Below are 17,787 nucleotides of genomic sequence, written 5' to 3'. Positions count from 1 at the left end.
CCAGCCTACGGGTGGTCCGCCACCCCGACGGGGCGCGACGACCCCGGCCGGGCGGTAGCGTCGACCCGGTGAACAGGCGATGAGGCCGGCTCCGGGGACGACACGATGAGCGACGCCGTCAGCGTCGTCTGGGACGACGCCTACCTCGGCTACACCTGGGGCGGGGACCACCCGATGCACCCCGTGCGGCTGGACCTCACGATGCGGCTGGCCGACACCCTCGGGGTGCTGTCGGGCCCGCGGATCGAGGTCGTCCGGCCCGAGACGGCGGGGGAGGACCTGCTCACCCTCGTCCACGACCCCGAGTACCTGGCCGCCGTCCGCCGGGCGCCGTCGGACCCCGCCGGCGTCGGCCACGGCCTGGGCACCGCCGACAACCCGGTGTTCGACGGCATCTACGAGTCCTCGGCCCTGATCGCCGGTGGTTCGGTCACCGCCGCCAGGCTGATCCACGAGGGCAGGGCCCAGCACGCGGTGAACATCGCCGGCGGCATGCACCACGCCCTGCGCGATGCCGCCAGCGGGTTCTGCGTGTTCAACGACGCCGCGATCGCCATCGCCTGGCTGCTCGGCCAGGGCTACGAGCGCATCGCCTACGTCGACCTGGACGTGCACCACGGCGACGGCGTGCAGGCCGCGTTCTGGAGCGACCCCCGGGTGCTGACGGTGAGCATCCACCAGACGCCGCTGACGCTGTTCCCGGGCACCGGCTACGCCGAGGAGACCGGCGACCCCGTGAAGGCACCGGGCTCGGCGGTGAACCTGGCCCTGCCCAACGGCACCGACGACTCCGGCTGGCTGCGCGCGTTCCACGCCGTCGTCCCCGGGGTGGTGCGGGCGTTCTCGCCGCAGATCCTGGTCACCCAGTGCGGCTGCGACACCCACCACGAGGACCCGATGGCCGACCTCGGGCTCACCGTCGACGGCCAGCGCGCGGCCTACAAGGCCATGCACGAACTGGCCCACGAGGTCAGCGAGGGCCGCTGGCTGACGCTGGGCGGCGGCGGGTACGGGCTGGTCCGCTGCGTGCCGCGGGCCTGGACCCACCTGATCGCCGAGGCGGCCGGCACCCCGGTGCCGCCGGGCACCGCGATCCCCGACTCCTGGGCGCAGGACGTGCTGGCGAAGGGCCTGCGTATCGAGCCGCCGGGTTCGATGACCGAGGGCGGCTGGACCGGCTTCCAGCACTGGGACCCCTTCACCGAGAACCGGGTCGACCGGGCGATCACCCGCACCCGCAACGCCGCCTACCCGCTGTTCGGCCTCGACCCGGACGACCCCCGTGACTGAAGCGCCCAAGCCCGATCCGACGATGCCCGACCACTCGGTGCCCCCGCCCGGGTGGGAGGCCGACGTCGTGGCGGCCGACGGCGGCACCGTGCACCTGCGGCCGATCACGCCCGAGGACGCCGACGGCATCGTCGGGCTCATGGAGCGCAGCTCCGACCAGACCCGGTACTACCGGTTCTTCGGGCCGATGAAGCGGCTGTCCGACAAGGACCTGCACCGGTTCACCCACGTCGACCACGACCACCGGGTCGCCTTCGTCGTCCTCCTGGGCGAGGAGCTGGTCGGAGTCGGGCGCTACGACCGCTACCCCGGCACCGACGACGCCGAGGTCGCCTTCCTCGTCGAGGACGCCCACCAGCGCCGCGGCCTGGGCTCGGTGCTGCTCGAGCACCTGGCCGCCGCCGCCCGCGAGCGGGGCATCACCCGGTTCGTCGCCGAGGTGCTCAGCCAGAACTCAGGCATGGTCCGGGTGTTCCTGGACGCCGGCTACGAGGCCCGGCGCTCCTACGAGGACGGCGTCGTCCACCTCACCTTCCCGATCGCGCCCACCGAGCAGGCCCTGGCCGTCACCTACGAGCGCGAGCAGCGCAGCGAGTCCCGGTCGATCGGCCGGCTGCTCAACCCGCAGTCCGTGGCCGTCGTCGGGGCCAGCAGCGACAGCGGCAAGATCGGCCACGCGGTGCTGCGGCACCTGCTGGACGCCGGGTTCGCCGGGCCGATCTACCCGGTGAACCCCGCCGTGCGGCACGTCGCCGGGGTGCCGGCGCACGCCACGATCGAGGACATCCCGGACGACGTCGACCTCGCCGTCCTCACCGTGCCGGCCACCGAGGTGCCCGGCGTGGTCGAGGCCTGCCGCCGCAAGCGGGTGAAGGGCCTGGTGGTCATCTCCGGCGGCTTCGGCGAGACGGGCCCCGAGGGGCGGGCGGCCGAGCGGGCGTTCGTGGCCTCGGCCCGCGCCTCGGGCATGCGGGTGGTCGGGCCCAACTGCCTGGGCCTGGTCAACACCGATCCCGCGGTCGGCCTGAACGCCAGCCTCGCCCCGCGAGTGCCCGGCCGCGGCCGCATGGGCTTCTTCGCGCAGTCCGGCGCGCTGGGCGTGATGCTGCTCGAGCGGGCCAGCAACCGCGGCATCGGCCTGTCCAGCTTCGTGTCGGCGGGCAACCGGGCCGACGTCAGCGGCAACGACATGCTGCAGTACTGGGCCACCGACCCGGCCACCGAGGTCGTGCTGCTGCACCTGGAGAGCTTCGGCAACCCGCGCAAGTTCGCCCGCCTGGCCCGCCGGGTGGGCCGCACCAAGCCGGTGGTCGCGGTGAAGAGCGGCCGGCACGTGGGCATGACCGCCGGGTTGGCCGGCACCAGCGTCGCGGTGACCGAGGAGTCGGTAGCCGCGCTGTTCGCCTCCGCCGGGGTCATCCGCGTGCAGACCCTGGCCGAGCTGTTCGACGTCGGCACCCTGCTGGCGCACCAGCCGCTGCCGGCCGGCGCCCGAGTGGCCATCGTGGGCAACTCGACGGCGGTGGGCGTGCTGGTCGCCGACGCCGTCCTCGAGCAGGGGTTGCAGCTGGCCCACGAGCGCCCGGTCGACATCGGCACCGCCGCCCCGCCCGAGCAGCTGCGCGAGGCGCTGACCGCCGCGCTGGACGACGACGGCGTCGACGCCGTGATCGCGGTCTACCTGCCGGCGCTGGTGCACGACACCGCCCCGTTCGCCCGGGTGCTGCGCGAGATCTCGGCCGCCGCGGAGAAGCCGGTGGTCGCCAACTTCCTGTCCGCCGACGGCATCCCCGACGAGCTCGTGGTCCGCGGCGAGGACGGCATGCCTGCCCGCGGGTCGGTGCCGTCGTTCTCCACCCCCGAGCGGGCGGTGATCGCGCTGGCCCGGGTGTCGGAGTACGCGGCGTGGCGCCGCCGTCCGGTCGGCACGGTGCCCGAGCTCGAGGGCGTGGACGAGGCCGCTGCCCGCGAGGTCGTGGTGGGCGCCCTGGCCGAGGGCGGGGGGCGCGAGCTCACCGACGACGAGGTCATCGCGCTGCTGGGCGCCTACGGGGTGCCGCTGCTGCGCACCCGCCGGGCCGCCGACGCCGAGGCCGCGGTCGCCGCGGCCGAGGAGGTCGGCTACCCGGTGGTGCTCAAGTCCACCGCCCCGTGGCTGCGGCACCGCTCGGACCTCGGCGGCACGCGGCTGGACCTGCGCGACGCCGATGACGTGCGGGCCGGGTTCGAGGCGATCCCGTCCGACGACCCGGTGATCGTGCAGGAGATGGCGGCCCCGGGCGTGAGCACCGTGGTCCAGGTGGTCGACGACCCGTCCTTCGGCGCGCTGGTCAGCTTCGGGGTCGGCGGTGTGGCCACCGACCTGCTCGGTGACCGGGCGTTCCGCACGCTGCCGCTGACCGACACCGATGCCCACGAGATGGTCCGCGAGCCCCGCGCCTGGCCGCTGCTGGACGGCTACCGGGGCAGCGAGCCGGTCGACGTCGCGGCGCTGGAGGACCTCCTGCTGCGTATCGCCCGGCTGGCCGACGACCTGCCCGAGGTGCTGGCGCTGTCGTTGGAGCCGGTGATCGTGGGCCCGGCCGACCCGTGGCACGGCGGCCGCTCGCTGGTGGTGGCCGGCGCCGCGGTGCGGGTGGGGGCACCCACGGCCAGGGTCGACCCCGGCCCCCGCCGCATGTTCAGCACCTGACCCTCACCCGAGGACGTTGACCGCCCGCGCCAGCACCAGCAGGACGACGACCAGGGTGATCGTGGACTCCGCGGCCATGACCGCCTTGGCGCCGCGGGTGAGCGGCAGGACGTCGGTGGGGCTGAACGCGGTGGCGTTGGTGAACGCCAGGTACAGGTAGTCGCCGAACCGCGGCTCCCAGTCCGCCGGCGCCAGGCCGGGGGTCTGCATCTGGGCGAAGACGAAGTCGGGGTGCTCCTGGCCGCCGGCGGCCCGGGCAGCCGGACCACCCCGGTCCAGCTCCCAGAACACCAGCGCGAAGGTGAGCACGGTGGTCAGCCAGATGCCGGCGCCGGCCGCGAGCAGGGTGGTCGCGGCGACCTCCTGGCCCGAGACCAGCTCGCGCACCAGCAGCACCGCCGACCACCCGGTCGACAGCACGACCAACCCCAGCAGGCCCAGTGCCAGCCACCGGATGACGGTGGACTCCCGGTCGATCCGCAGCGGGTTCGCGATCACCAGCCCTACCAGCAGCACCAGCTGCGCGGCCGGCAGCAGCAGCCCCACCTGCGGCGCGAACCGGTCGGGCAGCACGAGCTGCAACCCGATGGTCCCGACCACGGCCACCGTCGCCGGCCACCGGTGCTCACCCGGGGTGCGCCGCAGCCAGGCAGGCACATGCGCATCGCTCATGCCGCAGATCCTGCCCGGCTCGACCCGAACACCCTGATCCCGACGGAGGTCCCGAGGTACGAGGGCCCTCCCTGAGGGATCAGGACGAACGGCTCAACGCCGCCGGGGGACGTCACCTGGCCGCGGTCGGAGCGCGGAGCGCGACTATCCGAGATAGTCCCGCAGCGCGTCGGCGCGGTCGGGGGCGCGCAGCTTGCTCATCGTCTCGCGCTCGATCTGCCGCACCCGCTCGCGGGAGAGGCCGAAGCGCTTGCCGATCTGCTCGAGCGTGCGGGGCTGCTCGCCGTCCAGGCCGAACCGCATGATGACGACGTCGCGCTCGCGGTCCTCCAGCGTGCCGAGCACCGTGCGGACGTCGCCCTTCATCATCTGGAAGGCGACGGCGTCCTCGGCCACGGCGGCGTCGGAGTCCTCGATGAAGTCACCGAGGCGGGAGTCCTCGTCGGCGCCGACGGTCTGGTCGAGGGAGACCAGGTCGCGGCTGTACTCGAGCAGCTCGGTGACCCGCTCCTCGGTGAGGTCGAGCTCCAGGCCGAGCTCCTCGGCGGTGGGCTCGCGCTCGAGCTCCTGGTGCATGCGGCGGCGCGTGCGGACCACCTTGTTGACCTGCTCGGCCAGGTGGACGGGCAGCCGGATGGTGCGGCCGCTGTCGGCCATGGCCCGGGTGATGGCCTGCCGGATCCACCAGGTCGCGTAGGTGGAGAACTTGAAGCCCTTGGCGTAGTCGAACTTCTCGACCGCGCGGATCAGGCCGACGTTGCCCTCCTGGATGAGGTCCAGGAACGTCATGCCGTGGCCGGTGTAGCGCTTGGCCACGGACACCACCAGGCGCAGGTTGGCCTCGAGGAGGTGCTGCTTGGCGGCCTTGCCGTCCGCGGCGAGCAGCGTGTAGTCGCGCTTCACGGCGGGGGTCAGCTTCTTCTCGGCCAGCAGGCGACCGGCGTAGAGCCCGGCCTCGATGCGCTTGGCGAGCTCCACCTCCTGCTCGGCGGTGAGCAGTGCGGTCTTGCCGATGGTGTTGAGGTAGACGCGGACCAGGTCCGTGGACACGAGGCCGCTGGTGTCGGGCGCGCGGCGCGGGGCGCGCACGCTCAGGGTGTCGGTGGGGGAGGACTGCGTCAGCGTCACGGTGTGTCTTCGTCCTTGCCTCTGGGGTCGGATGGCCGCCGGTCGTGCTGGCCGTCACCCGGGCGTCTTCGGTGCCGGAGGGTCCGGGATCGCCGGTGGCCTCCGCGGGACCCGTGGTCCCGTGTGGTACGTCCTGTCCAACGGCTGGGACCACCTCTGGTGTTCCTGACCGTTCCGTCACACAGGTTGCTGCCAGGTCCGGGCTACCCGGTGAGCGCCCGGTTACTCACAGGCGTGTGGTTCAGACGTCGAGGAGCAGGGTGAACGGGCCGTCGTTGACCGAGGCGACCTGCATCGACGCACCGAACACCCCGGTGGCCACCTCGGCGCCGCGGGCGCGGAGCTCGGCCACCACGGCCTCGACCAGGGGTTCGGCGTCCGGCCCGGGCGCGGCCGCCGTCCAGGAGGGACGCCGGCCCCTGCGGGTGTCGCCCTGCAACGTGAACTGGCTGACCACCAGCACCGGCAGGCCGAGGTCGGCCGCCGACAGCTCGGCGTCGTCCCCGGGGAAGATGCGCAGCTCGTGGATCTTGCGGGCCAGCTCGCGGGCGGTGTCCGCGGTGTCGGTGCGGGCGACCCCGACCAGGGCGAGCAGTCCGCGGTCGATCGCGCCGACCACCTCGCCCTCCACGGTCACCGACGCGCTGCGGACCCGGGTCACCACTGCTCGCACGGCACCGATCCTGCCGCCGCGGTGGCGGAGGTGCTGGATCGGCTGGCGACTACCCGGGACCGTCGACCGACACGGACCTGTGCACGGCCACGTCGATCATCCTGGTCCCCGGTGGCGGGTCACGCGGGGACGGCGATGGCGACGACGTTGTCCTCGTAGCCGTGCCGCTCCGGGTCGTAGCGACCGCCGCAGGTGATCAGCGCCAACCGGGGCGGGCCGTCGGTGGTGAACAGATCGGCCGGCAGGCCGTCGTCCTTGCGGTAGGTCCGCACGCTCTGCACGGTGTAGCCGATGACCGCGGTCCCCGACCGCAGCTCGACGTGGTCGCCGGGGCTCATGTCCGGCAGGACCGCGAGGGCGCCGGTGACGCCGTCGAAGTTCACGTGGCCGTCGACGACGACGGTGCCGTGGGTGCTGCCGGGCACGGCGCTCCCGGTCCACCAACCGACTCGGCGCGGGTCCTCGGGGACGTGCAGGTCCTGCCCGGTCAGCTGCACCTGGTCCACCGGGGCCTGCAGCCCGTGCTCCTCGGCGACGAGGGTCCCGTCCTCCGGCAGCCAGACGGGCGCCGTCGCGCTCGGCGGTGCGCCACCGGAGCCGGGCCCGACGCCCACCTGGGGCGAGGTGCCGGTGCTGACCGTCTCCGCGGCCGGTGGCGAGATGTCGGGCGGCACGGCCGGGGTCAGACCGAGGCCGGCGGCGGCCGCGACCAGGGCCGCCGCCGCTGCGCACAGGCAGGCAGCAGCGGCGGTCCCCCGGGTCGGTCGGATCACGCCCGGCGGCGGACGAGACCCAGACCGGCACCGGCGACGGCGAGGACCGCCCCCGTTCCGCCCAGGGCCAACCAGAGGGTGTCGTCCCCAGTCGACCCGCCGCCGGCATCGACGTGGACGGGGCTGGTCGTGGCCCCGGTGGCCGGGACGGGCACGGCGGTGACCTCGGCGGGGACCGGGCCGGGCGTGGTCTCCGCGGTGGGGGCGGCAGTGGTGACGGCGGTGGTGACGGCGGGGCTCACGGTCGGCTGGGTGGTGTCGTCGGCCAGCGCGGCGCTGGTCGCGCCCCCGACCGCCAGCACGCCGAGGGCGAGGGCCGTGGTGATCGCGGTCCGGGGGGCGGTGACGCGCAGGAGGGGGCTGGACATGAGGGCTCCTCGGGATCATCGGCACCACCGGGGCGGTGGACCGTGCCCACACCACGCGGCACCCCCGGGATCCGTTGCCGTCGCTCAGCCGGTGGCCGTCGGAGCCGGCTCGGGCACGGCTCCCGTGCCAGGTCCGGGCTGCCCCGGTGTCGGGACGGTGACCGTCCCGCTGGTGGTGGTGGAGACGTCCGTGCCGTCGACGGTCGGCTCGGCCGGTACGGGGACGAGGGTCGCCGTCGCCGGGGGTGTCGGGATGGGCCGGTCGGTCGTCGAGGACTGCGGCGAGGCGGGTCCTGCAGGTGAGGGGGCGCCGGGGAGAGCGCGCAGCCCGATGACCGCACCGACGGTGATGGCCACGACCGCGGCGACGCTGCCGACCGCAGCCAGCCACGTCCGCTCCGTGCGTGGCGACGGAGCGGACCGCCGCCCCGGCAGGTCCAGCGGGCGCACGGGCGGGCCGGTGTCGACCTCCTGGGCCCGGCGGTGGAGCAGCTGCCTCAGTGCGTCCTCGAGCGGGTCAGTCATCCCCGGATCCCCTCAGCAGATGGATGTCGTCGGCTGCCCGCAGCGTGGCCAGGCCGCGGCTGACCAACGAGCGCACGGTGCCCGGCCGGCAGGCCAGGCACTCAGCGATCTCGTCGTCGTCGAGGTCCTCGTAGTAGCGCAGGACGAGGGCGGCGCGTTGCCGGGCCGGCAACCCTGGCAGGCGGTGCCACAGCTGGTCGTCCACCGCAGGAGCTGCCGGGGTGGGTCCGTCGAGGTGGGTGAGGTCGTCGACCAGCACGGTGGTGCGGGTGGACCAGCGGCGGCGCCAGGAGACGTGCTCGTTGGTGACCGCCCGGCGGACGTAGGCCAGCACGCTGCCGGGGCGGTCGGTGATGTCCGCCCAGCGGGGGTACACCCGGGTGAGCACGTCGTGCACGATGTCCTCGGCCTGCGCGCGGGAGCCGCACAGCAGCACGGCGTACCTCACCAGGCCCACGTGGTGGGCACGGACGAACGCGTCGAAGTCGGCCGGTCCGGTCACCGCCGGTGTGCTGTCCTCCGCCTGGGTCCACGCCACCGATGGCTCGCCGTCCTCTCCTGCGCGTCGACCTGGTGGTCCTCGTCGGTGATCCCACGTCCCGGGTCCGCGATCCGTTGCAGCGACCACCGTCGGGACCGCCGACGTCCCACCTCCGGTGATGGGCCGCGCTCCCGGCGAGGTGCGGCCACCCTGCGCTCACCCACCCAGGAGCACACGTGCCGTCGGTGTCAGGCCCACCAGGAGCCCCGCACGACCTCGTCGAGCTCGAGGAGGGATCGACCGCCGCCCGGTGCTCCCTCGTCCCCGTACGCCGAGGCCTGCAGCAGGTCGGACACCAGGTGGGCGGCCTCGCGGTGCTCGCACCCCGCCCGGAAGTCCTCCTCCGGGAGACCGCTCGCCCCGACCACCTCGGCGAGGACCGCCGACCGGAAGGCCCCGCTGAACCGGATCAGGAAGAACCAGTCGTCGACCGGGTCACCCCACCGGGCCCACTCGAAGTCCAGCAGCGCCGTGACGTCCCGTCCGTGCACCAGCCAGTTGCCCCAGTGGCAGTCGGCGTGCACCGGCACGTCGGACCGTCGTCGTCGCGGCGCCCGCGCCGCCACCGCGGCGAGCCCGTCGACCGTCCGGTCCGACAGGATGCCTGTCGCCGAGAGTGCGTCGATGTCCTGCTCGAGCGGGGCGCGCCCGGCGAAGCTGCCGTCGTCGACCCCGTCGCCGAGGATCCGCCCGGCGTCGTCGTCGGGCTGCCAGCCGTGCAGCAGGTCGAGCATCCCGATCGCCTGCACCGCCCATCGCCGGACGCTGGTCTCGTCGGCCGTCGGCAGATCGATGCCGGGAGCGCTCCCCGGAACCCGGGTCTGGCACGCGTAGCGGATCGTGGTCCCGCCCAGGTCGGCGGTCCCCGCAGCGAGGAGCGGGGCGGTCAACCCCTGCGGCAGGTGCGGCAGCAGACCGGTCTCCCGGTCGAGCCGTCCGCCCTGCTCGGCGCTGGTGCTCACCTTCAGCACGACGTCAGCACCGAGGAAGACCGACTGCGAGAGGCTGTCGACGGCCTGCACGGGTCCGGGGTCCCGCCCGAGGGCGTCCAGCAGGATGGCGCGGGCACGATCGACTCCCAGGTCCACCTCCCCGAGCCTAGGTCCCGCGGCGCGCGAGCAGTCAGCTGCAGGACACCTGATGGCCCGCTCGTCGGCCAGCGCTGCCGCACCAGCAGGTGACGGCTGTTCTGCGGTGCCGGCACCCGGGCGGCACGGGCGGTCGCCCCCCGCTGGTTCCGGGTAGGGAACACTGCCGCCGTGCCGACCCTTCGCATCGCCCAGGACCTGGCCGCGGATGAGCTGCTGAGCCGCGACCCGCTCGCCCTCCTCCTCGGCATGCTGCTGGACCAGCAGTTCCCGATGGAGCGCGCGTTCGCCGGCCCGGCGCTGCTCGCCGAACGGCTCGGGGTCCAGACCCTGTCCGCGCCGGCGATCGCCGAGACCGACCCCGAGGCGCTCAAGGCCGCCTTCGCCGGCCCGCCCGCCGTGCACCGCTACCCCGGCTCCATGGCCGAGCGCACCCAGGCCGTGTGCCGGCTGCTGGTGGAGCGCTACGACGGTCGGGCCGAGCAGCTGTGGGCCGACGTCCCGGACGGCGCCACGTTGCTGAAGCGGATCGGCGAGCTGCCCGGGTTCGGGGCGCAGAAGGCGAAGATCCTCGTCGCGCTGCTGGGCAAGCAGTACGGGGTGACGCCGTCGGGCTGGCGCGAAGCAGCCGGCGACTACGGCACGGACGGCGCCCGCCGCTCGGTGGCCGACGTCGTGGACCCGACCAGCCTGGCCGAGGTGCGGGCGTTCAAGCAGCAGGCCAAGGCCGCTGCGAAAGCCAGCTCCAGCAGCTGAAACGAGATTTCCTGCCGGGCCCGCCGCCCCGACCCCGCGCGGTGGCACCATGGCGGTCGTGACGTCGAGCCGGGAGCCATCCCCCCGCAACGAGCCGGTGCTCATCACCGAGGCGCAGCCCAGCCTGGGTGATCAGCACGCGGCGCGGAAGAAGCGGTACGTCATCACGATGCTGATCCGCATGGTCAGCCTGCTGCTGGCCGCGGCGTTCTACCAGACCGTCTGGCTGATGGCGGTCTTCGCCGTCCTGGGCACGGTGCTGCCGTGGATCGCCGTGGTGATGGCCAACGACCGGCCGCCGAAGAAGAAGCTGGCCGTCAACCGCTACCGGGTGCCCGCGCCGGACCGCATCCTGGAGAGCCGGGCCAGCCACGGACGGGTCATAGACTCGGAGCCGTGAGCACCGAGACCCTGGAACGCCCGGACGTCCGCGAAGACACCACCTCGCAGCCGCCCGAGGTCTTCCACTACGTGAAGAAGAACCAGATCGCCGAGAGCGCCGTCATGGGCACGATGGTCGAGGCCCTGTGCGGCGAGGTCTTCCCGGTCACCAAGAGCCCGAAGCCTGGCAGCCCGGTCTGCGAGCCCTGCAAAGAGGTCTACGCCCAGCTCAAGAAGTGAGCTAACGGAGGCCCAGCTTGCGGGCCTCGAGCTCGATCTTGGCGGCGCGGCGGCGGCGGCGACGGCGGTCGTGCCGCCGCTGGCCCGCTGGCCAGCGCGCCTCCACGGTCGCGTTCAGCTCGGCGCCGAGCAGGATGGCCATGCCCAGGAAGAAGCAGAACAGCAGCGCGGCGATCGGCGCCGCCAGCGCCCCGTAGGGCAGCGCCGTGGTCAGCACGTCGGCCACGTAGGTGCGCAGCACCAGCGCAGCGGAGATGAAGAACCCGGCGGCGAAGGCCGCGCCCAGCAGGTGCCGCAGCCAGGGCAGCCGCCTCGGCAGGGTGACGTGGTAGAAGCTCGTGAGCGCCAGCACGAGCACGACCAGCACCAGCGGCCAGTAGACCGCGTTCACCAGCACGGTGGCGGTGCCCTGGAAGTCGGTGGGCAGCAGGGCCACCAGGGAGGTGCGCCCCAGCACCAGCAGCGGCAGCGAGAGCACCGCGACGACCAGCGCCACGACGAACAGGCCCAGGGCCATCAGCCGGGTGCGGATCGGCCCCCGGACGTCGCGCTGGTCGTAGGCGATGACCGTGGTGTTCATGAAGGTCGCCGTGGCCGATGACCCGGCCCAGAGCGACAGCACGAAGCCGACGCTCACGACGTCCAACCGGCCCGAGCCCAGGATGTCGGTCAGCGTCGGTTGCACCAACGTCTGGACGACGGTGTCGGTGAGCCCCTCCGAGGCCAGCTGCACCAGCCGGGCCTCGATCTCGGTGACGGAGTCCTGCCCGATGAACGACCCCAGGTAGCCCAGCGACCCGAGCAGCCCGATCAGCAGCGGCGGGACCGAGAGCACCTGCCAGAACGACGCCTCGGCGGACAGCCCCAGGATGCGGTCGTGCCACGCCTTGGCGACGGTGCGGCCCAGCACCTGCAGCGGCACCCGCAGCACCGCGGGCAACCGGGCCACGACCTCGCCGGGGCGCCAGCCGGGGCGGGCGGCGGGTGGGTCGACGTCCCGGGCGGGGTCGTCGTCGGCCACCGGGACCGCGGTGCCCTCGGGGCCGACCGGCTCGTCGTCGCGGGTCGGGTCGTCGTCGCCGGACGCACCGCGGCTCGCCGCCAGGTCACCGGCGGATGCCGGTGAGCCCGAGGGCAGGACGGTGGCCACGGAGCCAGTGTGCCGGAGCGGCGGGTCCGGCGTGTCGACACGCCCACCCGATGGGGTCAGGCTGCGCGCCAGGGCCGGCCGACCCGAGAGGGGCGGCGACCGGTGGGCTGGGCGGGCGAACCCGGTGCGGTGGACGGCGCGGCGGGGTCGCCCACCGGCACGCAGCGGATGACCGGCTCGGCGGCGTACCGGGTCTGGAAGTCCTCCGTGCGCAGCTGCTCGCCGGTGGTCGGGTCCTCGAAGATCCGGGTCACCGTGATGTCGAACCCGTTCGCGCCGGCCTGGGGGTTGCAGCTGCCGTCGTCGGGCTTCTCCTGCACGACCGGGGTGCGCACGTTGTACCGGTCGCTGCTGCTGGACTCGATCTCGTAGCGCTTGGTGCCCCAGAAGGTCACCGTGATGGAGCCACCGGCCACCCACTGGGTCTGCACGTAGACGCCGGTCGGGCTGTCGTTCTTCCACTGCAGGTCGATCGAGTCGTAGTAGACGGTGGCCTCGCGGCCGGCGGGGTAGCGGCTGATGTAGTAGCTGTGCGGCTTGTGGTAGACGTCCTCGAGCCCGGCGAAGAAGACGGCGTTGAACATCGTCGTGGCGAACTGGCTGATGCCACCACCCACGGCCTGGGTGAACTCGCCGTTGTTGATGACGCCGGCGGGCACGTAGCCCTGTGCCTCGCCGCGCGGGCCGGTGTAGCCGTTCAGGCTGAACGTCTCGCCGGGCTGCACCACGGCGCCGTCGACGAACTCGGCCACCACGCGGATGTTGGTGCCGCTGGCGCCGTTGGTGAAGTTGGTGGTGAACGAGCTGATCGGCTCGACGATGCCCAGCGCGTTCGCCTCGTCGGTGGTGAAGTCCGCCGGCACCGCGCCGAGGCTGGCGGTGACCTCGCGCGGCGCGGCCTCCCGCAGCACGGGCAGCAGCGACTGGGCCAGGGCGGTGGGGTCGACACCCGTGCCGTCCACCGAGGGGACGACGGCGATGGAGTCGCCGCTGATCTGGAATCGGGCGTCCTGCGCGGGGGTGCCGAACTCGCCGAGCTGGTCGCCCAGGGCGGTCTGCAGCGCGCCCGGGTCGAGGGTGACGTCGAGGCTGCCGCCGTCGCCCGCGGTGAACACCAGCGCGCTCGCGATGCCCTCGGGCGACAGCTCGGCCGAGGTGCCGTCGTCCCCGGCGACGGTGACGGGGGCCGCCAGGGCCGGGGTGACCACGTCGTCCAGCGTCTGCTGCGCGGCGGCCTCGTCGACCTGCACGTCGACGGTGTCCACGGGGAGGTCGATCGGCGTCGACGGGTCGCCCCCGGAGGCGAGGGCCGTGGTCACCGCGTCGGCGGCGGCCGTGCGGTCGAGCTGGCGGCCGGTGACCGGCGGGACGACGGTGGCCGTGGTGCCGTCCAGCGTGATCCCGGCGTCGACCGGTGCCCGGTCCACGGTCTCGGCGAAGGCGTCGAGCTGGGCGGTGAGCGCGGTCTCGTCACCGGTGATGACCGGCTGCACCTCGCGCTCGTCGAACAACGACACCAGCCGGGTCCACGGGTTCAGCGGCTGACCGGAGGCGGCCTGCACGGTGCCCTCGACGTCGAGGGTGATGCCCGCGGTGGCGGGGGAGAGGGTGCCCTGGACGTCGTCGGCGACCAGCACGTGGTCGGCGGTGACCCGGGGGGCGAGCTCCGAGGACAGCAGGTCGGCGGCGTCCGCGGGGGACAGCCCGCCGATCTCGACCCCGGCCACCACGGTGTTGCGGGGGACGTCGTCGCCGGCCACGAGCAGGTCGGCACCGTAGGCGAGGCCGCAGAGCAGGAGCAGCCCCGCCGGGACCAGGACGGCCGGACGGCGCCACCGACTGCGGGTAGGCCGATCGGTGGGGCCGACCAGGGGACCGGTGCGACCACCGGCACCGGCCGGCGGTGCCTGGCCGGTGGTGGACCCGGCGTCGTCGTGGACCGGCGGCAGGTCGGCGACCGCGGTGGGGGCACCACCGTGGTCGTCGGCCTCGTCGGCCCCGGGAGCGGCCTGCTGGTCCTCCGACGTCCGGGGGGCCGGGTCGTCGAAGACGTCGGCGGGCACGACGGCCACCGGCACGACCGCGGTCTGCTCGAGGTCGGTGGGGTCGTCGGGGTGGACGTCTCCCTCGTCCGCGGCCGGGGCCTCGGTGCTCGTCTCGTCCGGGGCCGCGCCGACGGCCTCGGGTGCAGGGGCATCGAGCTGGGCGTTCGTGGGCTCGGGCGCCGCAGGCCCGGCGGTCTCGGGCTCGCCGGTCTCGGGCTCGGCGGTCTCGGGCTCGGTGGTCTCGGGCTCGGTGTCCCGGGCGGCGGGCAGCTTGCCGGTGGGCGCCTCGTCGGCGGGCACCGGCTCCGGGGTCCCCTCGTCGGCCGCGCGGCGGCGGGGCGTCATCGGCAGGGGCTGGCCCGGGGGGACGACCGCGACCGGCTGGGGTGCCGCGGGGCGCGGCGTGGTGGGGCGCGACGTGGCCGGGTGCGGTGCCTGGTCGCCCCACCCGGGGGCCGGCGGCCGTGGTCGCGCCACGCCCTCGGGAGCGACCGGTCGGCCGGACCCCACGGTGCCGTCGGGCTGGAGGCGCTCGGTGCGGTCGGCGGGCGCACTCTCACCCTCGACCTGAGGCTGAGGGCGGGTGTCCTCCGCGTCGGGGCGGGGGGTCTCGTCGCTCATCGGTGGTTCACGCTCGCTGTCCGTCCGGCGGGTGACGGGCCCCGAGCACGACACCGCCGCCGGACCCCGGCCCCCGGTCGGGGGACGGCGCCGGCGGCGGCATCAGGTGATCGGACCGTCGCTGCTCGCGACGATAACGTCTCGGTCAGGCGTGGGCGGGCTGCTCGCTGTCGGTGTCGATGATGTCGACGGCGATGTCGCGGAGCTTGGCGTCGTACTCGCGGGCGTGGTGCCCGCAGAACACGAGGTCGCTGCCGCTCGCGAGCACGACCCGGACCTTGGCCAGCGCACCGCAACGGTCGCAGTGGAAGGGAACGACCAGGTCATCGGTGGGGGGGCTCGTCGTCAGGGTCTGGGTCATCTGGTCATCACTCGCTCTCTACCGCACGGACCCGCGTTCGCGGATCGGCCTCCTGCACAGCGCCAGGATGACCCCCGGTGTTCCCGATCCGGCCCAGTTGCCCCTCGACGCGCCGAGTGGTTCGTGGACCTGGTGGTGGAGCGGGTGAGCAGGGATCGCACTGGATCGTTCGGTGGTACGTGGTTCCGCTGCTCTCTGGACGGCTCCACGCTACAACCGATGCCCCCGCGATGCCGCCGTCAATCCTCCCCGTACCGGTCAGGCGACCACATGTGATGAGAACGTGACGGGACCCGGCCTTCAGTCGAGGTAGTCGCGGAGGACCTGGGACCGCGACGGGTGGCGGAGCTTGCTCATGGTCTTGGACTCGATCTGGCGGATCCGCTCGCGGGTCACGCCGTAGACCTGGCCGATCTCGTCCAGGGTGCGCGGCTGGCCGTCGGTGAGGCCGAAGCGCAGCCGGACGACGCCGGCCTCGCGCTCGCTCAACGTCTGCAGCACGGTGCTCAGCTGGTCCTGCATGAGGGTGAAGCTGACGGCGTCGACGGCGACGACGGCCTCGGAGTCCTCGATGAAGTCGCCGAGCTGGCTGTCGCCCTCGTCGCCGATGTTCTGGTCGAGGCTGATGGGCTCCCGGGCGTACTGCTGGATCTCCAGCACCTTCTCGGGGGTGATGTCCATCTCCTTGGCGAGCTCCTCGGGCGTGGGCTCGCGGCCCAGGTCCTGGAGCAGCTCGCGCTGGATGCGGCCCAGCTTGTTGATGACCTCGACCATGTGCACCGGGATGCGGATGGTGCGCGCCTGGTCGGCCATGGCGCGGGTGATGGCCTGGCGGATCCACCACGTGGCGTAGGTCGAGAACTTGTAGCCCTTGGTGTAGTCGAACTTCTCGACCGCACGGATCAGGCCCAGGTTGCCCTCCTGGATCAGGTCCAGGAACGCCATGCCGCGGCCGGTGTAGCGCTTGGCCAGCGACACGACCAAGCGGAGGTTGGCCTCGAGCAGGTGGTTCTTGGCCCGCTCGCCGTCGCGCACGATCCAGTTCAGGTCGCGGCGCATCTGCGGGGTGAGCTTGGTGCCCTGCTCCTCGACCGCGCGCAGCCGCTCGGAGCCGTAGAGGCCGGCCTCGATGCGCTTGGCGAGGTCGACCTCCTCCTCGGCGTTGAGCAGGGCCACCTTGCCGATCTGCTTGAGGTAGGCGCGGACGGAGTCGGCGGAGGCGGTGAGCTCGGCGTCCTTGCGGGCCTTGCGGAGCGCCTCGGACTCCTCCTCGTCGTCCCACTCGAACTCGGTGCCGCCGGGGCCGGCGGTGGCCTCGTCGTCCTTCTCCTCGGCCTCGGCCGGTCCGTCGGTGCCGACGACGGCGGACTCGTCGAGCACGAGGCCGGTCTTGCCGGCCACCACGGCGACGGTGCTGTCCTCGCTGGCGACGGCGGTGAGCACCGTGGCGCCGGTGCCCTCCTGGCCGGGGGAGGGCTCGATGGTGGGCTTGGCGCGGGGGGTGCGCTTCGCCGCCGCCCTCCGCGGCACGGGGGCGGTGCCGGACTCTCGGGCCTCGGGGCTGGACTTGGCGGCGGGCACTCGTGTTCCTTCCCGTGCTGCGGTGCGAACCCCGGTGCCGGCCTGAGCCGGTGCCGGTGGGGCTCCGTCATTGTAGCGACGGTCACTCCCGTGCCCACGGGGATCCGGCACGGCTCCGCCCCGATAGCGGTTGCCGGGTCGGCTACTGCCCGATGCGCTGCTCCGCGGCCAGCGCGGCGCCGACGATGCCGGCGTCGTTGAGCAGCTGCGCCGGCACCACCGGGGTGCGGGTGGACAGCAGCGGCACCCACTTGTGCGCCTTCTTGCTGACCCCGCCGCCGACCACGATGAGGTCGGGCCAGATGCCCCGCTCGAGGGTGTCCAGGTAGCGGTCGACCCGCTTGGCCCAGTCGGGGTAGGAGAGCTCCTCGCGCTCGCGTGCGGCGGCGGAGGCGGCCTTCTCGCCGTCCTTGCCGTCGACCTCGATGTGGCCGAGCTCGGTGTTGGGCACGAGCTGCCCGTCGATGAACAGCGCGCTGCCGATGCCGGTGCCGAAGGTCAGCATCAGCACCAGGCCGCGCTGGCCCTTGCCGGCGCCGAAGGCCATCTCGGCCAGCCCGGCGGCGTCGGCGTCGTTGAGGGTCTGCACCGTGCCGGGCACCCGGGTCTCGACGGCCTTGGCCATGTCGGTGCCGATCCACGAGGCGTCCATGTTGGCGGCGGTGTAGGCCACGCCGCTCTTCATGACGCCCGGGTAGGTGACCCCGACCCGCCCCTGCCAGTCGAACTGGCCGACGACCTCGCCGATCACGTCGCAGACGGAGTCGGGGAGGGCCGGCTGCGGGGTGGGGATGCGGACCCGTTCGCCGATGAGCTCACCCCGATCCAGGTCCACCAGGCATCCCTTGATGCCGCTGCCGCCGACGTCCACTCCGAAGCCCTGCACGCGGGCAGGGTATGCG

General features: G+C 73.7%; 18 protein-coding genes. 5 read left to right on the top strand and 13 right to left on the bottom strand.

Annotated elements, in window-relative coordinates; all coding sequences use genetic code 11:
- The first annotated feature begins 105 nt into the window (after positions 1–105).
- Entirely contained in the window at positions 106–1,290 is a 1,185-nt protein-coding gene (locus BLS67_RS21180) for an acetoin utilization protein AcuC (protein WP_091249616.1), read from the top strand.
- Positions 1,283–3,982, top strand: a complete 2,700-nt coding sequence (locus BLS67_RS21175; RefSeq protein ID WP_242654253.1) for a bifunctional acetate--CoA ligase family protein/GNAT family N-acetyltransferase — start codon at positions 1,283–1,285, stop codon at positions 3,980–3,982. The genes BLS67_RS21180 and BLS67_RS21175 overlap by 8 nt, the downstream gene beginning before the upstream one ends.
- Before the next feature lie 3 nt (positions 3,983–3,985).
- On the opposite strand, the gene BLS67_RS21170 is transcribed toward BLS67_RS21175, so the two are convergent.
- The 8 genes from BLS67_RS21170 to BLS67_RS21140 all read right to left on the bottom strand — a co-directional run bounded on the left by BLS67_RS21170 (position 3,986) and on the right by BLS67_RS21140 (position 9,750).
- The gene (locus tag BLS67_RS21170; RefSeq protein ID WP_091249611.1) at positions 3,986–4,654 is read right to left on the bottom strand and encodes a DUF1345 domain-containing protein; all 669 of its coding nucleotides are present in this window, start codon (positions 4,652–4,654) and stop codon (positions 3,986–3,988) included.
- A gap of 144 nt (positions 4,655–4,798) precedes the next feature.
- Positions 4,799–5,782: an RNA polymerase sigma factor SigB gene (sigB, locus tag BLS67_RS21165; protein ID WP_091249609.1), complete on the bottom strand. Its 984-nt coding sequence runs from the start codon at positions 5,780–5,782 to the stop codon at positions 4,799–4,801.
- Between the two features lie 241 nt (positions 5,783–6,023).
- The gene (gene dtd / locus BLS67_RS21160; protein WP_091249607.1) at positions 6,024–6,455 is read right to left on the bottom strand and encodes a D-aminoacyl-tRNA deacylase; all 432 of its coding nucleotides are present in this window, start codon (positions 6,453–6,455) and stop codon (positions 6,024–6,026) included.
- Between the two features lie 119 nt (positions 6,456–6,574).
- A complete protein-coding gene (locus tag BLS67_RS21155; protein ID WP_165617682.1) occupies positions 6,575–7,228 on the bottom strand; it encodes a class F sortase in 654 nt (217 codons plus the stop codon).
- Positions 7,225–7,596, bottom strand: coding sequence for an LPXTG cell wall anchor domain-containing protein (locus BLS67_RS23310; protein ID WP_109504775.1), 372 nt, complete (start codon positions 7,594–7,596; stop codon positions 7,225–7,227). Before BLS67_RS23310 ends, BLS67_RS21155 begins: the two co-directional genes overlap by 4 nt.
- An 84-nt stretch (positions 7,597–7,680) precedes the next feature.
- The gene (locus BLS67_RS24850) at positions 7,681–8,121 is read right to left on the bottom strand and encodes a hypothetical protein (RefSeq protein WP_091249602.1); all 441 of its coding nucleotides are present in this window, start codon (positions 8,119–8,121) and stop codon (positions 7,681–7,683) included.
- On the bottom strand, positions 8,114–8,623 hold the full coding sequence (locus BLS67_RS21145; RefSeq protein WP_091249691.1) for a SigE family RNA polymerase sigma factor: 510 nt from the start codon (positions 8,621–8,623) through the stop codon (positions 8,114–8,116). The genes BLS67_RS24850 and BLS67_RS21145 overlap by 8 nt, the downstream gene beginning before the upstream one ends.
- Before the next feature lie 227 nt (positions 8,624–8,850).
- Positions 8,851–9,750: an aminoglycoside phosphotransferase family protein gene (locus BLS67_RS21140; RefSeq protein WP_165617681.1), complete on the bottom strand. Its 900-nt coding sequence runs from the start codon at positions 9,748–9,750 to the stop codon at positions 8,851–8,853.
- Between the two features lie 171 nt (positions 9,751–9,921).
- On the opposite strand from BLS67_RS21140, the gene BLS67_RS21135 reads away from it, so the two are divergent.
- Genes BLS67_RS21135 through BLS67_RS21125 form a run of 3 tightly spaced genes read left to right on the top strand, consistent with a single transcriptional unit; the run spans position 9,922 to position 11,127 of the window.
- Positions 9,922–10,506, top strand: a complete 585-nt coding sequence (locus BLS67_RS21135) for an HhH-GPD-type base excision DNA repair protein (protein WP_091249597.1) — start codon at positions 9,922–9,924, stop codon at positions 10,504–10,506.
- A 58-nt stretch (positions 10,507–10,564) separates the two neighbouring features.
- A complete protein-coding gene (locus BLS67_RS21130) occupies positions 10,565–10,906 on the top strand; it encodes a DUF3099 domain-containing protein (RefSeq protein WP_423221516.1) in 342 nt (113 codons plus the stop codon).
- A complete protein-coding gene (locus BLS67_RS21125) occupies positions 10,903–11,127 on the top strand; it encodes a DUF3039 domain-containing protein (RefSeq protein WP_091249592.1) in 225 nt (74 codons plus the stop codon). Before BLS67_RS21130 ends, BLS67_RS21125 begins: the two co-directional genes overlap by 4 nt.
- A 1-nt stretch (position 11,128) precedes the next feature.
- Here the strand turns inward: BLS67_RS21125 and BLS67_RS21120 are convergent, their stop codons facing one another.
- From BLS67_RS21120 to ppgK, 5 genes are all read right to left on the bottom strand, one after another.
- A complete protein-coding gene (locus tag BLS67_RS21120) occupies positions 11,129–12,277 on the bottom strand; it encodes a YihY/virulence factor BrkB family protein (protein ID WP_091249588.1) in 1,149 nt (382 codons plus the stop codon).
- Positions 12,278–12,333: 56 nt separating this feature from the next.
- On the bottom strand, positions 12,334–14,667 hold the full coding sequence (locus BLS67_RS21115) for a VanW family protein (RefSeq protein ID WP_131801815.1): 2,334 nt from the start codon (positions 14,665–14,667) through the stop codon (positions 12,334–12,336).
- A gap of 421 nt (positions 14,668–15,088) precedes the next feature.
- Entirely contained in the window at positions 15,089–15,304 is a 216-nt protein-coding gene (locus BLS67_RS21110) for a DUF7455 domain-containing protein (RefSeq protein WP_091249585.1), read from the bottom strand.
- Positions 15,305–15,604: 300 nt separating this feature from the next.
- Positions 15,605–16,885, bottom strand: a complete 1,281-nt coding sequence (locus tag BLS67_RS21105; protein ID WP_341350153.1) for an RNA polymerase sigma factor — start codon at positions 16,883–16,885, stop codon at positions 15,605–15,607.
- 142 nt (positions 16,886–17,027) lie between these two features.
- Entirely contained in the window at positions 17,028–17,771 is a 744-nt protein-coding gene (gene ppgK / locus BLS67_RS21100; protein WP_091249685.1) for a polyphosphate--glucose phosphotransferase, read from the bottom strand.
- Positions 17,772–17,787: the final 16 nt, after the last annotated feature.

The organism is Klenkia soli, assembly GCF_900103975.1.
GTDB classification, from domain to species: Bacteria; Actinomycetota; Actinomycetes; order Mycobacteriales; family Geodermatophilaceae; genus Klenkia; species Klenkia soli.
Note: the sequence above shows the minus strand (reverse complement) of the source record. Positions and strands in the feature narration are given on the sequence as shown.